Annotated in this window: 15 protein-coding genes and 1 tRNA gene; 9 read left to right on the top strand and 7 right to left on the bottom strand. The window is 66.8% G+C overall.

Annotation, left to right across the window (positions count from 1 at the left end):
• Positions 1 to 18: 18 nt before the first annotated feature.
• Positions 19 to 555, bottom strand: coding sequence for a GNAT family N-acetyltransferase (locus A6F68_RS03275; RefSeq protein WP_067676284.1), 537 nt, complete (start codon positions 553 to 555; stop codon positions 19 to 21).
• Positions 556 to 675: 120 nt separating this feature from the next.
• Between A6F68_RS03275 and dxs the strand changes: the two genes are divergently transcribed.
• Positions 676 to 2,610 (top strand): 1-deoxy-D-xylulose-5-phosphate synthase, encoded by a 1,935-nt coding sequence (gene dxs, locus A6F68_RS03270; protein ID WP_067676281.1) that lies wholly within the window; start codon positions 676 to 678, stop codon positions 2,608 to 2,610.
• 2 nt (positions 2,611 to 2,612) lie between these two features.
• Here dxs and A6F68_RS03265 read toward each other — a convergent pair whose 3' ends face one another.
• The 6 genes from A6F68_RS03265 to A6F68_RS03240 form a co-directional block, all read right to left on the bottom strand.
• Complete coding sequence (locus A6F68_RS03265) at positions 2,613 to 3,305, bottom strand: NnrU family protein (protein ID WP_067676278.1); 693 nt, start codon at positions 3,303 to 3,305, stop codon at positions 2,613 to 2,615.
• 49 nt (positions 3,306 to 3,354) lie between these two features.
• The gene (locus tag A6F68_RS03260) at positions 3,355 to 4,197 is read right to left on the bottom strand and encodes an MlaA family lipoprotein (RefSeq protein ID WP_067676275.1); all 843 of its coding nucleotides are present in this window, start codon (positions 4,195 to 4,197) and stop codon (positions 3,355 to 3,357) included.
• A 170-nt stretch (positions 4,198 to 4,367) separates the two neighbouring features.
• A complete protein-coding gene (locus A6F68_RS03255; RefSeq protein ID WP_067681965.1) occupies positions 4,368 to 4,874 on the bottom strand; it encodes an FKBP-type peptidyl-prolyl cis-trans isomerase in 507 nt (168 codons plus the stop codon).
• 8 nt (positions 4,875 to 4,882) lie between these two features.
• Positions 4,883 to 6,259 carry an amidohydrolase family protein gene (locus A6F68_RS03250; RefSeq protein WP_067676268.1) on the bottom strand — a complete coding sequence of 459 codons (1,377 nt, stop codon included), beginning with the start codon at positions 6,257 to 6,259 and terminating at the stop codon, positions 4,883 to 4,885.
• Entirely contained in the window at positions 6,256 to 7,629 is a 1,374-nt protein-coding gene (locus A6F68_RS03245; RefSeq protein ID WP_067676266.1) for an amidohydrolase, read from the bottom strand. Before A6F68_RS03245 ends, A6F68_RS03250 begins: the two co-directional genes overlap by 4 nt.
• Before the next feature lie 60 nt (positions 7,630 to 7,689).
• Positions 7,690 to 9,315, bottom strand: a complete 1,626-nt coding sequence (locus A6F68_RS03240; RefSeq protein WP_067676263.1) for a peptide MFS transporter — start codon at positions 9,313 to 9,315, stop codon at positions 7,690 to 7,692.
• 193 nt (positions 9,316 to 9,508) lie between these two features.
• On the opposite strand from A6F68_RS03240, the gene A6F68_RS03235 reads away from it, so the two are divergent.
• From A6F68_RS03235 to A6F68_RS03200, 8 genes are all read left to right on the top strand, one after another.
• Positions 9,509 to 9,850: a GntR family transcriptional regulator gene (locus A6F68_RS03235; protein ID WP_067681963.1), complete on the top strand. Its 342-nt coding sequence runs from the start codon at positions 9,509 to 9,511 to the stop codon at positions 9,848 to 9,850.
• Positions 9,851 to 9,982: 132 nt separating this feature from the next.
• Positions 9,983 to 10,264, top strand: coding sequence for an integration host factor subunit beta (locus A6F68_RS03230; RefSeq protein ID WP_067676255.1), 282 nt, complete (start codon positions 9,983 to 9,985; stop codon positions 10,262 to 10,264).
• A 73-nt stretch (positions 10,265 to 10,337) separates the two neighbouring features.
• Positions 10,338 to 10,422, top strand: a tRNA-Leu gene (locus A6F68_RS03225).
• A 150-nt stretch (positions 10,423 to 10,572) separates the two neighbouring features.
• Positions 10,573 to 11,223, top strand: a complete 651-nt coding sequence (locus tag A6F68_RS03220) for a PilZ domain-containing protein (RefSeq protein ID WP_067676252.1) — start codon at positions 10,573 to 10,575, stop codon at positions 11,221 to 11,223.
• Between the two features lie 97 nt (positions 11,224 to 11,320).
• Complete coding sequence (locus A6F68_RS03215; protein ID WP_067676249.1) at positions 11,321 to 12,907, top strand: NAD(P)/FAD-dependent oxidoreductase; 1,587 nt, start codon at positions 11,321 to 11,323, stop codon at positions 12,905 to 12,907.
• A 104-nt stretch (positions 12,908 to 13,011) separates the two neighbouring features.
• Positions 13,012 to 13,431, top strand: a complete 420-nt coding sequence (locus A6F68_RS03210; protein WP_084001879.1) for a GtrA family protein — start codon at positions 13,012 to 13,014, stop codon at positions 13,429 to 13,431.
• Positions 13,428 to 15,209, top strand: a complete 1,782-nt coding sequence (locus A6F68_RS03205; RefSeq protein ID WP_084001555.1) for a hypothetical protein — start codon at positions 13,428 to 13,430, stop codon at positions 15,207 to 15,209. Before A6F68_RS03210 ends, A6F68_RS03205 begins: the two co-directional genes overlap by 4 nt.
• 140 nt (positions 15,210 to 15,349) lie before the next feature.
• Positions 15,350 to 16,522, top strand: a complete 1,173-nt coding sequence (locus A6F68_RS03200) for an efflux RND transporter periplasmic adaptor subunit (protein WP_067676238.1) — start codon at positions 15,350 to 15,352, stop codon at positions 16,520 to 16,522.
• The last annotated feature ends 7 nt before the right edge of the window (positions 16,523 to 16,529 follow it).

The following is a 16,529-nucleotide window of genomic DNA, read 5'->3' as shown; positions in this document are numbered from 1 at the left end:
GCGCGCGCTGCCGCTGACTTAGAGATCCTTGGCCATCACCGCGCCGGGCACCGCTACTCCGTCCGACGCCATGCGATCGACCCGCTGGACGACGTGGTAGCCGCAGGCGGAATATAGCGGTTCGCCCGCGGCAGTCGCCATCATCTCCAGGCGCCGGAATCCCGCGGCGCGCGCCGCTTCCTCGCACGAATCGAGGATCAGCCGGCCGATCCCGCGACGGGTGAAGGCGGGATCGGTGTACATCGCCCGGATGCGCGCGGGCTCGGTCGCCGGATCGAGCAGCCGATCGTCGCGCGTCTCGGTGCTGTGGTTGCCGCCGTAGAGCGTTGCCCGCCTGCTCCAGCCCCCGCACCCCGCGAGCGCGCCGTCGACCTCGACGCAGAAGTATGTGCCGTCGGCGACGAGCTGGGTATCAAGGCCCATGCTGCGGCGGCTCGCCGCGATCTGTTCGGCATCGAGGAAAGGCTTCTGGAGCTCGGCGATCGCGCGCTCCATCACCGCCGAAATCGCCGGCAGGTCGTCCATCGTCGCGGTGCGAATCGCCGGGCTCGCCATCGCCGCGAAACTGCCCTTGTCCGGCCTTCCTGCGCAAGCGGCCGTTTCTCACGAAATGCTCAGCGCGTCCTCACGTTCGTTTCATCGACAGGCGCGCAAGTTGTCGTTACAGCGGAAACCATGAGTTCCAATCCGGGCCAGGGTCCGCATACCCCCCTTCTCGACACGGTCGACACTCCAACCGATCTCCGCAAGCTGAAGCCGGACCAGCTCCGCCAGCTTGCCGACGAACTGCGCGCCGAGATGATCAGCGCCGTCGGCATGACCGGCGGGCACCTCGGTTCGGGGCTCGGCGTGGTCGAGCTGACCGTGGCGATCCACTACGTCTTCGACACGCCGACCGACAAGCTGGTGTGGGACGTCGGCCACCAGGCCTATCCGCACAAGATCATCACCGGCAGGCGGGATCGCATCCGCACGCTGCGGCAGGGCGGCGGGCTCTCAGGCTTCACCAAGCGCAGCGAGAGCGAATACGACCCATTCGGCGCAGCGCATTCGAGCACCTCGATCTCCGCCGCGCTCGGCTTCGCGGTGGCGAACAAGCTTCAGGGCCGCCCCGGCAAGGGCATCGCGGTGATCGGCGACGGCGCGATGAGCGCTGGCATGGCCTACGAAGCGATGAACAACGCCGAACAGGCGGGCAACCGGCTGGTCGTGATCCTCAACGACAACGACATGTCGATCGCGCCGCCGGTGGGTGGTCTCAGCGCCTATCTCGCACGGATGGTATCCTCGAGCGAATACCTCGGACTGCGCAGCCTTGCCTCCAAGGTCGCCCGCAAGTTGTCGCGCCGGGTCCACCACGGGCTCGAAAAGGCGGAGGAATACGCGCGCGGGATGGTCACCGGCGGGACCATGTTCGAGGAGCTCGGCTTCTACTACGTAGGTCCGATCGACGGGCACAATCTCGACCACCTGATCCCGGTTCTCGAGAACGTGCGCGACAGCGAGCAGGGGCCGATCCTGGTCCATGTCGTGACCAAGAAGGGCAAGGGCTATGCCCCGGCCGAGAACTCCGCCGACAAGTACCACGGCGTGCAGAAGTTCGATGTCATCACCGGTGAGCAAAAGAGGAGCGCCGGGGGTCCGCCGGCCTACCAGAACGTGTTCGGCGACACGCTCGCCAAGCTGGCCGAAACCGATCCGACAATCTGCGCGATCACCGCCGCGATGCCGAGCGGAACCGGCGTCGATCGCTTCGCCAAGGCGCACCCCGACAAGGCGTTCGACGTCGGCATCGCCGAACAGCACGCAGTGACCTTCGCCGCGGGCCTCGCCGCCGAAGGCATGCGCCCGTTCTGCGCGATCTATTCGACTTTCCTCCAGCGCGCGTTCGACCAGGTGGTCCACGACGTCGCGATCCAGAACTTGGCCGTACGCTTCGCGATCGACCGTGCGGGCCTGGTCGGCGCGGACGGCTGCACCCACGCGGGATCGTTCGATGTGACCTACCTCGCCACCCTGCCCAACATGGTGGTGATGGCCGCGGCCGACGAGGCTGAACTGGTCCACATGACCTACACCGCCGCGATGCACGACAGCGGGCCGATCGCCTTCCGCTACCCGCGCGGCGGGGGCGTCGGGGTCGAACTGCCCGCAACGCCGCTACTGCTCGAGATCGGCAAGGGCCGCGTCGTGCGCGAAGGCACCAAGGTTGCTATCCTCTCGCTCGGTACCCGTCTCGCCGAAGCGCTCAAGGCTGCCGACGCGCTCGAAGCGAAGGGGCTTTCCACCACCGTCGCGGACCTGCGGTTCGCCAAGCCGCTCGACACCGACCTGATCGACCGCCTGATGCGCACCCACGAGGTCGTCGTCACGGTAGAGGAAGCCGCCATCGGCGGCCTCGGCGCGCATGTCCTCACGCATGCGAGCGACCAGGGCCTTACCGACAACGGCCTCAAGATCCGCACGATGCGCCTGCCCGACGTGTTCCAGGACCACGACGACCCCGCCAAGCAGTACGACGAAGCCGGCCTCAACGCCCCGCACATCGTGGATACCGTGCTCAAGGCGCTACGCCACAACTCGGCGGGCGTGGAAGAGGCGCGGGCCTAGGGTCAGCCCACCCATCGCCAGACGCCCGCCGGGACGCCGGCGGCGTGAATGTGCGCCCAGGTCACGCCGAGCCACAGCGCGATCGCGATGAGCCACAGCACCGCGCCCGCGCCGAAGAGCGCGCCCCAGCGCGGCCAGTAGCTCGTCCGCGCCTCCCAGTCCGACCACGCCTTGCCGAGGAGCGCTTCCTTCTTGCGGTCCTGCAGGTGCGCGCCAACGAGCGCGAGGGCGAGCACCGCGCCCGCCACGATCAGGGTGCGCAGGCTCCACCACAGGACGAGGTGGCTCAGCGCCCAGAGCGCGAAGCCCCACATCATCGGATGGCGCGTGACCGCGAAGACCCCGGTGGGCTGGCGGTCGATCGGTCCCTTCGCCGCCGGATTGGGCATCGCCGGGTTCTTCCAGAACGATCCGAGGAAGAGCACCAGCGCAGGGATCGTGAGCAGCGTCGCGGCGATCCACCCGATCTCGCCCGAACCGCCGAGGTCTGCCGGAGGCGCCGCGCGGAACGCGACGATCATCCAGCCGAACGTGGCGAAGGCGACCAGCGAATAGAACCCGAGGAACCCGCCTTCGCCGAACATGCGGACGAGCAGGGCGCGTAGCGGGTGCGACAACGCGAAGTGCGTGCCGACAAAGGCGACGCTCGCGGCGATCAGGGTCTGGAGAGCGGGATCCACGGTCGAACCTCCCATGTGAACAGTGTCAACATAGGTATCAGATCGCAACCGGATTGCAAGCGGGCTAGTTGGCGACCTTTTTAACGATCCCGTCGCCCGGCGCCTTGAGCGCCGCGATCTCCGCCGCGCGGCGCGCAAGGTAGGTGTCGCGCGCCGTCGCGTAGGGGTCCTTCGACGCGCGGACCCGCTGGTATTCGGCGTCGTTTTCGAGCCGGCTGTCGAGCGAAGTGATGGTGTACGAGCTCACCCGGTATTCGAGCGTGGTGAACGGCTTGCCCACCGCCATTGGTACTACGAAGTTGTCCGCTGCGCCGCCGAGCACGTCGCGCAAGGTCGTCGCACCGACCAGCGGCAGGACGAGAAACGGGCCGGAGCCGACCCCGTAGTAACCCAGGGTGTTGGCGAACCCGTTGTTGCGCCGCGGCAGCTTGAACGGTTTCTTCTTCGCGACGTCGATCAGGCCGCCGATGCCAATGGTGGAATTGATCGCGAAACGGCCGAGGGTCCGCATCGCACGCTTCGGCCGCAATTGCAGCACGTCGTTGAGGAAGACCACCGGCTCGCGCAGATTGGCGAAGAAATTGCTGAGGCCCTTGCGGGCCGGCTTGGGCAGTCCCTCGCCATAGGCCTTGGCGATCGGTTCGATGACCGCCTCGTCGACCGCGGCGATGGCTTCGTAGGTCTGGGCGTTGAGCTGGACGAGAGGATCCGCCTCGATCGGCACCCGTCCGCTGACCACGATCCCTTCATCGGCGAGCGGCTCCGTTTCGCCCTCGATCGCGTTTGTCCCTGAAGCGCCAACCGTGCTCGCGCAGGGCGCACCGAGCGGCGCCTCGCCCGGGAGGACGAGCACACGCGCGTCGCACACAGCCTCGACGGCCGGTACGGCTGCCGGTGCATCCTGCATGGGCGCGGCGAGGGCCAGCGATGCGGCCAGGGCGGCAGTAAGGCTCAGGCCAGGTCTCCCGGCGGCATGACGAAGCGCGGAGTGTTCGCCAGCGAGGGTTGCCTGTCAATCGACGAGCGTCGTTAACGGGCACGGCCCGTCGGTCTAAGCCTTTCGCTTCGCCGCGTTTTTCAGTCGGGACGTTCGCCGATGTCGATCAGCCGTACGGTGAACAGCAGCGTCGCTCCGCCGGGTATCGGGCCTTTGCCCTTCATCCCGTAGGCGGCCGTGGCGGGCGTTGCGATCTCGATCGTGTCGCCCACGCCCATCTGCGGAATGGCCGTCTTCCAGGCCGGGATCAGCCGGGCGAGCGGGAAGGTCGCGGGCTCGCCCCCTTCGGAACTGTCGAAGACGCCGCCATCGACGAAACTGCCGGTGTAGTGGACCGTCACCACATCCTCGACCCTCGGCCGCGCGCCGCTGCCGTCGCCCGCCGTGCGCCGGATCAGGACCCCGCCGTCGAGCTGGCGCCAGCCCGGTTGCGACGCGCGGGCCGCCAGCGCGGTTTGCTGCGCGCTGACCCAGGCCATGTCCTGGCTGCGATCTGGCGGGCCGTCCGCCGGACCCTGCGCCAATGCCGCGGCGCCCGCGATGAGAGCCGCCCCGAGGGCCAGCGTCGCCCCGCTTTCTCCTGCCATGAACATCCTCACCAGTTGTATGCCTTCGGTAGATCGCTCTCGTCGAGGTCGCGGTAGCGGTCGCGCAGCCGCTTCTGGTGGCTGCCATGCGGCTGCTCTACCCCGTCGATGAAGATACGTTCGGCAGCGCTCGAAACCTCGAGCGGATCGCCGTCCCAGATCACCACGTCGCCCGCTGCCCCCGATCGCAGGATACCCATCCGCCCGCCGAAGCCGGCGATCTCGGCCGGGACCGAGGAGATCGCGGCGAATGCCTCTCCCCAGCTCAATCCGGTGGCCCCGGGCACCCGCGTCAACGCGACGAGGTTGCCGGCGAACTGCATCAGGTTGCGCGGCTGCGCGCCGCCGGTGTCGGTCATCCGGCCCAGCGCGACCTTGACCCCGGCGCGCACCATCCGGCCGACGTTGCTCTGGGTCGCCGCAAGTTGCTCGAAGCGGGTGGGCAGGTCGTCGAGCGGGTCGGCGATCACGGGTACGCCGGCGGCGGCGATCTCGCCCGCGACGCGCCAGCCTTCGCTCGCCCCTACGAGCACCAGCCTCAGGCGGGGGAACTCGTCGCGCAGCGCCAGCACGGCGCGGATGTCGGACGCCCGCTCGACGATCACGTAGAGCGGCTGGGTGCCACTCACCACCGGAACGAGAGCAGCCGCGTCGAACCGGGTGAGAAGCACGTCATCGCGCTCGGCGCGGCTGTCGATCAGCCGCGTGTCGATCGGCACATCGTCGCCGGTCGACACGGTCCGCCGGTCGCCGCCGCCCCGGATCAGGGCTCCGTCGGTCCCGAACTGGCGCGCTTCGCGCAGGGCATTGCGGAGGACCGCGTGCGCGCTCGTTCGGCTGCCGCCCGCGATCCGCGCGCCATCCTCTCCCAGCGTGACGACCTGGAATGCGCGCGGGCGCGTGACCATGTCGGGATCGGCCGCCAGGTCGACCAGCGCGCCCTGCCCACCGAAGATCGAGGCCGACGGCGCCGGGAATACCGACGCGCGGGTCACGCCGCTTTCACGCGACACCGCCACGTCCTGAGCTGAGGGGTTGAGCGCCGGGGTGACATCCAGCGCGGCTCCGAACGGCGACTGGCGGGCAGCGGCGTCGTTCGATTCGGATACACCCGACGAATCGACGAGTCCAAGGTCGGTCATCGCCGCGAACACACCGGGCGTAACCCACTTGCCGGTCCCGTCGATCGTCTCGATCCCTTGTGGCACGGCAACCTCGGCGCCTGCCGCAACGACCTTGCCGCCTCGCACGATCACCGTGGCGCGCTCGATCGGGGCGCTGCCGTCGCCGATCGCGACCGTGGCATTGGCGATGGCGAAATCCTGCGCCGAGACGGGGGCAGCCAGCGCGACGAGCGCGGCGCCGATCAGCAGACGGGCGCTCACTTCACGTCTCCTTCGCCGGGCTGGCCGAGCTCAAAATCGCTCACCGGACGCCGCTTGCGGTCCATAGCATCGAACATCAGCGCCCCGTCGATCCAGACCTTTTCGGGCCGCGAATAGACCGACAGCGGATCGCCATTCCACAGCACCACGTCGGCCATCTTTCCCGCCTCGAGGCTGCCGGTCTTGTCGGCGATTCCCATCGCGGTCGCCGGGTTCAGCGTGAGCCAGCGGATCACCGTCGCGTCGTCGATGGCGATCCCGGCACGCCGGCCAGCGGCCTGCGCCTTGGCGGCTTCCTGGTTCAGCCGCTGGATTCCGTTGGCGTCGTCCGAATGGATGACCACGCAGGCGCCCGCCTTTTGGAGAAACGCGGCGTTCTCGGGAATGCCGTCGTAGCTTTCCATCTTGAAGCCGTACCAGTCGGCCCAGATCGCGCTGCACACGCCGTTTTCCTTCAGCAGGTCGGCGATTTTGTAGCTTTCGACCGCGTGGTGGAACGCGGCGACCTTGTAGCCCATCTCTTTCGCCATATCGAGCACGAGGGCCATCTCGTCCGCCCGGTAACAGTGGTTCTGGATCAGGATCTCGCCGTCGAGCACGCCCTTCAGCGTTTCCTTGGCAAGATCGCGCTTCTTGCCGTCGAACTCCTTGGCCGCGAGCCAGGTCTGCCGGTTGACCGCTAGGTTGCCCATGCGGGTCGACGGCATCCGGCCCTTCGCGCCGTAGACCCGCTTGGGGTTCTCGCCGCAGGCCATCTTCATGCTGTAGGGGGCGCCGGGGAACTTCATCCCCTGCATCGTGCGCGCGGGTACATTCTTCAACGTGACCGAGCGTCCTCCCATGAGGTTGGCCGATCCGGGCAGGATCTGGAGCGCGGTGATCCCGCCGTTGGCCAGCGCGCGGCTGAAGCCGGGGTCCTGCGGCCAGACCGAATGCTCGGCCCAGACTTCGGGGGTGGTCGGGCTGGTCGCCTCGTTTCCGTCCGAATGCGCCGCGACCGAGGGGGTGGGATAGTCGCCGAGGTGCGAGTGGATGTCGATGATTCCGGGGGTGACGTATTTCCCGGTGCCGTCGATCACCGGCACGTTGGCCGGTGCGGCGGCGTCGTTCGCATAGATGCCCTGGATCTTTCCGTTGGCGAAATAGATCGCGCCGTTGTCGATCCGTCCGCCCGCGCCATCGAAGATCGTGACGTTGGTGATGACCGTCGGCTGCCCCGGGTACCGTTCGTAGGTCGACGGATAGGGGTTCTTGTCGAACGCGGCGGGGCTGGAGCTGGCGCTCCTGGTCGCGGCACCATCGTCGGTCGTCGCGCAGGCGGACAGCGCAAGCATGGCGCAGGCGGCTGCGAGGGTTCTGTTGCTGATCATGTGCGTCCCGATAAGTTCAGGGACGCGAACCCCGTTCGGTTCGCGCCCCGATAGTGATTTTCAGTTCTTGGTGGCCGGATGGATACCCGCCGCATGCGGCTCGCCCAGCTCGTCACGCCCGGCGAGGTCGTCGTCGGTGCGGTCCTCGAGCGTGTCGAGGTGCATCCAGCGCTTCACGATCGGGCTGAGCGCAAGGACGACGACGGATACGCCGATCGCGACAAGGCCGATGGTCCAGTAGATATCGAGTGTGGCGGCTTTGCTCATCTCGCCGCTCTCCCCGCCGGTCGCCTCGCCGATCTTGCCCGCCACGAAGCTGCCCACGGCGGTCATGTAGAACCATGCCCCCATGATGAGACTGGCCATGAAGGTCGGCGCCAGTCGGTTCATGGCCGACAGGCCGACGGGGCTCAGACACAGTTCGCCGGTCGTGTGCAGCAGGTAGAGCAGGAAAACGAAGATGACCGGAGTCATCGCGGCGGCGCCAACGCTGTTCGCGCCCCAAACGAAGACCAGGAACCCCGCGCCGACCTGGAACAGCGCCAGCGCGAACTTCGCAGGCGCCGATGGCTCGAGACCGCGGTTGCCCAGCCATTGCCAGAGAAACGCAAAGAGCGGAGCAAACAGGATGATGTAGATCGGGTTGATCGACTGGAACACCGACGCCGGTATGTTACCGATCTCGACATACTTGTCGGTGTAGAGGTTGAGGCTGCCCGGTGCCTGGTCGAACAGCCCCCAGAACAGCGGATTGAGGGCAATGAGGAAAAGTATCGCGAAGATACGCTCGCGCGGGTGCTTCGGCAGCTTGAATGCCTCGTACAGGACGTAGGCCAGCAGCCCGATGCCGCACACGATCAGCAGAACCTGGATCACGTCGCGGTACTGGATCAAGGCCCACATCACGGCGACCGAGACCGCGCCCGCTGCGTAGATCAGCAGTTCCTTGTTCCGCGCAAGCGGACCCGGCGCTTCACCGGCACCGCGCAGGGCACCCTTGCCCAGCACGAACACGATCAGGCCGATCACCATGCCGATGCCCGAGAGACCGAAGCCATACGACCAGCCGATCGTCTGGCCGAGATACCCAACGAGAATGCCGCCGGCGGCCGCACCCAGGTTAATGCCCATGTAGAAGATCGTGTAGGCCGCGTCGCGCCGACTGTCCGTCCGCTTGTACAGCTGGCCGACAAGGACCGAAATGTTGGCTTTCAGAAACCCTGAGCCGATGATGATGAGGGCGAGCGCGAGCCAGAAGACGCTAATCGTGGGATCCGATTGTCCTCCATCGCCTTCGAACACCATGAAGAGGTGGCCGAGCGCGAGCAGCGCCCCGCCGAACAGGACCGCCTTGCGCTGGCCCAGATAGCGATCCGCCAGCCAGCCGCCGAACAGCGGGGTGATGTAGACGAGCGAGCCGTAAGCACCGAGAATGAGGGTCCCCTCACCTTCGGAAAACATCCAGTGCTGAACGAGGTAGAATACGAGGATGCCGCGCATGCCGTAGAAGCTGAACCGCTCCCACATCTCGGCGAAGAACAGCATATACAGGCCCTTGGGATGGCCGAGCGCCTCATCCTTCTTGCTCGCCGCGATCAGCAAGCCTCCGACCAGAAACGCGGCGAGCACTACGGCGCAGATCGCCGCGACCCAGTCGCCTTCGTTCCACAAGGCCATGTCCTTCATTGCGTGCTTCCCTCATATTCTTGGAATCGGCCCTCCCCAGGGCCGTGAATCGGCGCACCCTAGCGTCCGCAATCTCGATGTGAAGCGCTAGTTTCACCCGCAACCGCATGACCGCGGCCGCCTTTCCGCCGGAACCCAACTTGACGCGACGCGCTGTATTATGGCACTGAAGCACCCTTCAGAGGACGATCGCATGAACCAGCCGAGCCAGCCCGTGTACTTGCGCCTGCGCGACATGATCGCGGCCGCAATCATCGAAGGGCGTTATCGGGAGGGAGAAATGCTTCCCTCCGTCCGTGCCTTTGCCGCGGATCAGGGGGCGAACCCTCTTACCGTCGCCAAGGCCTACCAGCTGTTCCAGAGCGAAGGCCTGGTCGAGGTACAGCGCGGCGTCGGCATGTATGTCGCGCACGGGGCCGCGGACCGCCTTCGCAGCGCCGAGCGTACCCGGTTCGTCGAGCACGAGTGGCCCGAGATCGTCGCACGCATGGAACGCCTGGGAATCGATCCGGCCCACCTGCTCGAGGGCGTCTGAGCGCCCTGTGCGCCGGCGAAGCCATTGCTCCATAACGGAGATTGCACTCGCCCCCTCACTCTGGCACTCTGCCTTCGACACCTCGGGCTGGTCGCGCTCGGTGGGACGGGTCGCGATCGGAGGGCATGACACGTGATAAGATCGGAACTCCTTCAGGCCATCGCCAAGGAAAATCCCGACTTGCGCGCCGAGGAGGTGGAGCAGGTCGTGGACATCTTCTTCGACGAGATCGGAAAGCGGCTCGCGGAAGGCGGCCGGGTCGAGTTGCGCGGATTCGGCGCGTTTTCGACGCGGGACCGCGGGGCGCGCAAGGGCCGCAACCCGCGCACCGGCGAGGCGGTCGACGTGCCGGCCAAGAAAGTGCCCTATTTCAAGCCCGGCAAGGAAATGCGGCGCACTCTCAACGACGCGTGAGGCAACGACGCCTGAGGCCTCGCCCCAAGCAAATTGCCGTCGGAGTTACACCGCGCTAGGGCCGTGCCCTGGCGCGGGTGTGGCGGAACGGTAGACGCCGGGGACTTAAAATCCCCTGTCCCCTGGACGTGTGGGTTCGATTCCCACCACCCGCACCACCAACCATTCCGGCAGGAAGCGCTGTGCCGGCGCATTAACCCTCCCTCCTAACACCGTAATTACCCCTACTCCCGTAGTTCCGGCATCGAGACCGTTTTGATGCAGAACATGCTTCGCGGCCGGGAAGCCGTTGCAGTCGGGGTTTGCAAATGGAGCACAATCGTATCGAGGTGCCGCCCGGCGCGGTGGCCGGATCGTGCGAAGATCGTTCGTCGCCCCGTTTCACGCTGCTGATCCGCGCAGCCAAGCTGATCGCCCCGACCGGCGAATTCATCGCCGTCATTCGCGACGTTTCGGAAAGCGGTATTTCGCTGCGGGGCTTTCACCAGCTTCCAGCCGGCGAGCCGCTGGTGCTCGAACTGCAAACCGGTGAACGCCATCGCCTCGCGCCGGTCTGGGGTCGCGGCAACGAGGCGGGATACCGCTTCCTCGACGAAGTGGACATCGTACGCCTGGTGGCGGAGGCGGGGCGGTATCCCAAACGGCAATTGCGCCTGAACATGTCGTTCCAGGTCGAACTGGCTTTCCTGGGTCGGCGGATTCCGGCCGAAGTGACCAACGTTTCGCAGCAGGGTGCGGGAATTATCTGCGGAGATCTGCTTGCGATCCAGCAGCCGCTGCGGATCATCTCGGACAAGCTGCCCGAAGTGCGCGCCCGCGTGCGCTGGCGCAAGGGTGACGGCTACGGGCTGGCGTTCGACGACACGTTCAGCCTAAGCCAGCTTGCCGTGTTCGCGGCCACCGCGCAGGATGCGGCGTTGCTCGGCGCGCCCGAGTGTGCAGTATCGCTCAGGCGCTGAGTTTGCGCTTTTTTTCGAACGGACCCCGGTTCGTTTACCGTTCGCTAACCAATTTCCTTCACTCCCCGCTCAATCGAACTGGGGGGTTACCAACGACATGACTGCCAACGAACTCACTGTCGACGTTGCGATTATCGGCGCCGGCCCGGCCGGGCTGACCGCGGGATATCTGCTCACCAAAGCAGGCAAGACCGTCGCCATCATCGAGAAGGATCAAACCTACGTCGGCGGGATCAGCCGCACGGTCGAACACGAAGGCTATCGATTCGACATCGGCGGGCACCGCTTCTTCTCGAAGAGCCAGCAGGTCGTCGATCTGTGGAACGAGATCCTGCCCGACGACTTCATCCAGCGCCCGCGGATGAGCCGCATCTATTACGAGGGCAAGTTCTACAGCTATCCGCTGCGGGCGTTCGAGGCGCTCGGAAACCTCGGCATCTGGCGCTCGACCGCGTGCATGGCCAGCTTCGCCTGGTCGCAGCTTTTCCCGATCAAGGACATCCGCAGTTTCGAGGACTGGACCAGCAACCAGTTCGGAAAGAAGCTCTACGGCATCTTCTTCAAGACCTATACCGAGAAGGTCTGGGGCATGCCCTGCAACGAGATGAGCGCCGACTGGGCCGCCCAGCGCATCAAGGGCCTTTCGCTCTGGGGCGCGGTGACCGACGGGCTCAAGCGCAGCCTCGGCCTCAACAAGGCGCCCAACGACGGGCAGGCGGTAAAGACCCTTCTCGAGACCTTCCGCTACCCGCGGCAGGGGCCGGGCATGATGTGGGACGCCGCGCGCGACAAGATCGTGGCGACCGGCAAGGGCACCGTGATCATGGGTCACGGCCTCGAACAGCTCGCGGCGGACGGTAGCGGCGGCTGGCGCATGACCGCGGTGGACAAGAACGGCGAAAAGCGAGTGATCAGGGCCGCCAACGCGATCAGCAGCGCGCCGATGCGCGAGCTGGCCGCGCGCATGCATCCGCTGCCGGACACCACGCTCAACGCCTCGAACCTCAAGTATCGCGACTTCCTGACCGTGGCGCTCAAAGTCGAGGGCGAGGACCTGTTCCCCGACAACTGGATCTATATTCACGACAGCAAGGTAAAGGTCGGCCGGGTCCAGAACTTCCGTTCGTGGAGCCCGGAGATGGTGCCCGACGAGAACATGGCGTGCGTCGGCCTCGAATACTTCTGCTTCGAAGGCGACGGCCTGTGGTCCATGGCGGACGAGGATCTCGTCAAGCTCGCGACCGACGAGATGGAGATTCTCGGCCTGGTCGATCCGAAGAAGGTCAAGGGCGGCGCGGTGGTGCGCCAGGAAAAGGCCTACCCGGTCTACGACGAGACCTACGCCGCCAACGTCGCCGCGATGCGCCACGAGCTCGAGGAAAAGCATCCGACGCTGCACCTCGTCGGCCGCAACGGCATGCACCGCTACAACAACCAGGACCACGCAATGATGACCGCCATGCTGACGGTCGAGAACATCCTGGCCGGGGAGCGCGTGTACGACACCTGGTGCGTGAACGAGGACGCCGAGTATCACGAGGCCGGCGACGAGGGTGCCGAGAAGGCCCTGCCGCAGCGCGAAACCAACCCGGTGAGCGAAGACCAGGCCGCCGCACTCGCGTCCGTGCGCGAGGTGCCGCAACGCATTGGGTCCAGGGCCGACGCCGACCGCAAGGTCGCCTGACCGAACAGCGCGCCGGAGCGGCGTTGGGCAATCCTTAACCGAATTGCCCGACACTGCTCCGGTCCGCGCGCGCACATGACATGCTTTCGAGGGGGTCGAACGCGATGGTAACCAGAGTTCTGAGGATCGCCGACACCCGGCTTGTGCGTTACGGCCTGGCGAGCGTTGGCGCCCTGGCGGTCGATCTCGGCGCGTTCCTTGCCCTGCTTGCCCTGGCGGTGCCCGCCGCAGCGGCGGGCGCATTCGGTTACGCCATCGGCATCGCCGCTCACTGGCTGCTTTCCAGCCGGGCGGTCTTTGCCGACACCGTTGCCGAACGCGGGCAGGCCCGCAATCGGCAGAAGGCTCTGTTCGTGCTGTCCGCGCTGGTCGGCCTCGCCCTCACGACGATGATCGTCGGCGTCGCCACCTTCGCCGGGATCGATCCCCGCTTGGCCAAGCTCGCGGCGATCGTGATAAGCTTCGCGGTGACCTGGATGCTTCGCAACAAGGTCGTCTTCCGCGCGTCCGAAGGGGCTGCGTGAGCATCTTCGTAGAAAGGCGGCGGCCGGCGTTCACGCCGGACCTCCTGCTGCGCGTCGTCCTTGCGTGGGCGATGATTTCCGCGCTGCTGCTTGTCACCAACCTTGCCGCCATTCTCGCCTATCGCTTTCCCGACCCCGACGACACCCTGCGCCTGATCCAGGTGCGCGACCTGATCGCGGGCCAGAGCTGGTTCGACGTGACCCAGTACCGCATCGACGCCGCCAACGGCGGGGTCGCGATGCACTGGTCACGGCTCGTCGACCTGCCGATCGCCGCGTTGATCCTCCTCCTCAAGGGCATGGTGGGCCCGGACGCGGCGGAGATGACCGCTCTCATCGCGATCCCGCTGCTGACCTTCGGCGTCGCACTGCTGCTCGCCGGGCGCATCGCCTGGCGCCTTCTTGGCGATGAAGCCGCCGGGTTCGCCTGCCTCGCCATGGCGCTGTCGGTGCCGGTCATCGAGCAGCTTCGCCCGATGCGCATCGATCATCATGGCTGGCAGATCGTCTGCGCGCTGGCGGTGATGAACGCACTGATGGCGCGGCGCCCCATCTTCGGCGGATGGATAGCCGGTCTGGTCATGGCGATCTGGCTCGCGATCTCGATCGAGGGCCTTCCGCTCGTCGCCGCGATCTGCGGGATTACCGCGATCCGCTGGCTGCGCGACCGCCACGAGAGCGCCTGGTTCGTGGGAACGATGCAGGGACTGGCCGCCGGCTCGCTGGGGGTGTTCGCGCTGACCCGCGGCTTCGGCGACCTTGCCCAGCATTGCGACGCGATCAGCCCGGTGCACATCGGGACTTTCGTGATCGGCGCTTTCGCCGCCACCGGGATGGCCCGGCTCGAGCCGCTCCCACGTTTCGCCCAGCTCGCCGGATTCGGGCTGATCGCGGGACTGGGTTTCGTGACGCTGCAGTCATTCGCACCGGCCTGCACGACCGGCGCGTTCAGCCAGCTGGACCCGCTCGCCCATGCCTTCTGGTACACCGGCGTGGGAGAGGGCCTGTCGGTATGGGACCAGACGCTCGACGTTGCGCTTCAGGTTGTCATTCCTCCGATGGTCGCTCTGGTGGCCTGCGTGAAACTCGCCGGCCGCAGCGGAGGGTGGCTGCGCGGCTGGTGGCATGACTACGCGCTCGTCCTGCTTGCCGCATTCGCCGTCTCGCTCTTCGTGGTGCGCGCCGGAGCCGTTGCCGGAGCGCTCTCGGCGGTGCCGCTGGGCTGGCAGGTGCGCGAATGGCTGCGCTCGGCACGCAATCGTCGGCGGCCGGCGAAGCGCGCGCTGGTGATGGCTGGAATGGCGCTCGCGCTGCTCCCGGCAATGCCGCTCACGCTCCTCACACTGGCCCGTCCTGCACAAGCCTCCATCGGAAGCGTTGCCGGGCCACGCGTGTCCGCGTGCCGGATCGGCGACAGCGCGGACCTGCTCAACGCGCTTCCCCCGGGCGAGATTCTCGCGCCGCTGGATATCGGACCGCAACTGCTTCTGGAAACCCACCATAGCGTAGTGGCGACCGGCCATCATCGCGGTGGCGCAGGGATGCACACAGCGATCGCTGCATTCCTCGGCAACCCCGAGGCGGCGCGGACGGCACTGGCGAAGCGCGGAACGCGTTACATCGCTCTGTGCCCGGACCTCGCGGAACCGGCGCGCTACCTTGCCGCGGCTCCCGAGGGTTTCATGGCAGACCTGCTCGATCACCGAGCGCCCGCCTGGCTCGACCCGGTGTCCGTCGACGGAAGCGGACGCCTGGAGATCTACCGCATTCGCGATTGACCGCTCGTCGGCCCAGGCGGGTCGCCTGTCGAGGCCGCGATTGCTCAACCCCATCGGCAAGTCTATGGCCGTTCGAACGCATGCTTGCGCGTGGTGACCTATGCGTGTAACACACCCGCTCGGTCTGCAAGGCAGGGATCATGAACTACGAAACGACGGTCATGGGGCACGAAGACCTCGCGCAATCGCTTGAGGGCGCGGACGAAAACGCGAAGCGCCGCAAAAAGTGGGCGATCTGGGCGATCGTTGCCGTGATCGGCCTGATGGTTGCCCTGTATCTCTATGCGAAAACCGCGACCGAGGCCGCGCCGGCAGACGACAGCCAGGTGCCCGTCGTCACGGTGGTGACTGCCGGACGCACCACGATCGCCGGGACGATCACCGCCAACGGCTCGCTCGCCGCGCGGCGGGAACTGCCGGTCGGTTCGGTCGGCGAGGGCGGCCGGGTCGTTTCGGTACCTGTCGACCAGGGTGACTGGGTGCGCCAGGGCCAGGTCCTCGTGTCGATCGACCGTTCGGTGCAAAACCAGCAGATCGAGGGCGCGCGAGCCCAGATCGGGGTCGCGCAGGCCGACCTCAACCTGGCGCAAGCCAATCTCGATCGCGCTTCGAGGCTGGTCGAGCGCGGTTTCATTTCGAAAGCCGATATCGATCGGCTGACGGCCAACCGCGACGCCGCGCGCGCGCGCGTCGGCGTGGCGCGGGCGACGCTCGGCGAGTTGCAGGCACGTACCGCGCGGCTCAACATCTATGCCCCCGCCTCCGGCCTCGTGCTGACGCGCAGCGTGGAGCCCGGACAGACCGTCGGCGCCGGTGGACAACCGCTTTTCACCATCGCGCAGGGCGGCGAGATGGAACTGCTCGCCCAAGTCAACGAAGCGCAGCTCGCGAAGCTGTCGCCGGGTAACGTGGCCGAGGTGACCCCGGTCGGCAGCGACCGGAAGTTTTCCGGCCAGATCTGGCAGGTGTCGCCCACCGTCGACCCCCAGACACGGCAGGGCACGGCGCGGATCGCGCTGTCCTACGACAGGGCGCTGCGCCCCGGCGGCTTCGCGACGGCGACCATCAACAGCGGCACGATCGTAGCGCCGCTCCTGCCCGAAAGCGCCGTGCTGGCCGACGGCAAGGGCAGCTACGTCTACGTCATCGGCAAGGACAACAAGGCGGTCCGCCGGTCGGTCGAAACCGGCACGGTAACCGACCAGGGCATCGCGATCGTCGGCGGCCTCAACGGCACGGAACGCGTCGTGCTGCGCGCCGGCGGCTTCCTCACCGAAGGCGAGACGGTGTCGCCGCGCCTGCAGAAGAAATAGCAAGGCG

Source organism: Tsuneonella dongtanensis (assembly GCF_001698205.1).
GTDB lineage: Bacteria > Pseudomonadota > Alphaproteobacteria > Sphingomonadales > Sphingomonadaceae > Tsuneonella > Tsuneonella dongtanensis.
This window is presented reverse-complemented; position numbering and strand designations above follow the sequence as displayed.

Coding starts and splice junctions, on each gene's coding strand:
- A6F68_RS03275 (WP_067676284.1), bottom strand. CDS start 555: ATGGCGAGCCCGGCGATTCGCACCGCGACGATGGACGACCTGCCGGCG.
- dxs (WP_067676281.1), top strand. CDS start 676: ATGAGTTCCAATCCGGGCCAGGGTCCGCATACCCCCCTTCTCGACACG.
- A6F68_RS03265 (WP_067676278.1), bottom strand. CDS start 3,305: ATGGGAGGTTCGACCGTGGATCCCGCTCTCCAGACCCTGATCGCCGCG.
- A6F68_RS03260 (WP_067676275.1), bottom strand. CDS start 4,197: ATGCAGGATGCACCGGCAGCCGTACCGGCCGTCGAGGCTGTGTGCGAC.
- A6F68_RS03255 (WP_067681965.1), bottom strand. CDS start 4,874: ATGGCAGGAGAAAGCGGGGCGACGCTGGCCCTCGGGGCGGCTCTCATC.
- A6F68_RS03245 (WP_067676266.1), bottom strand. CDS start 7,629: ATGATCAGCAACAGAACCCTCGCAGCCGCCTGCGCCATGCTTGCGCTG.
- A6F68_RS03240 (WP_067676263.1), bottom strand. CDS start 9,315: ATGAAGGACATGGCCTTGTGGAACGAAGGCGACTGGGTCGCGGCGATC.
- A6F68_RS03235 (WP_067681963.1), top strand. CDS start 9,509: ATGAACCAGCCGAGCCAGCCCGTGTACTTGCGCCTGCGCGACATGATC.
- A6F68_RS03220 (WP_067676252.1), top strand. CDS start 10,573: ATGGAGCACAATCGTATCGAGGTGCCGCCCGGCGCGGTGGCCGGATCG.
- A6F68_RS03215 (WP_067676249.1), top strand. CDS start 11,321: ATGACTGCCAACGAACTCACTGTCGACGTTGCGATTATCGGCGCCGGC.
- A6F68_RS03210 (WP_084001879.1), top strand. CDS start 13,012: ATGGTAACCAGAGTTCTGAGGATCGCCGACACCCGGCTTGTGCGTTAC.
- A6F68_RS03200 (WP_067676238.1), top strand. CDS start 15,350: ATGAACTACGAAACGACGGTCATGGGGCACGAAGACCTCGCGCAATCG.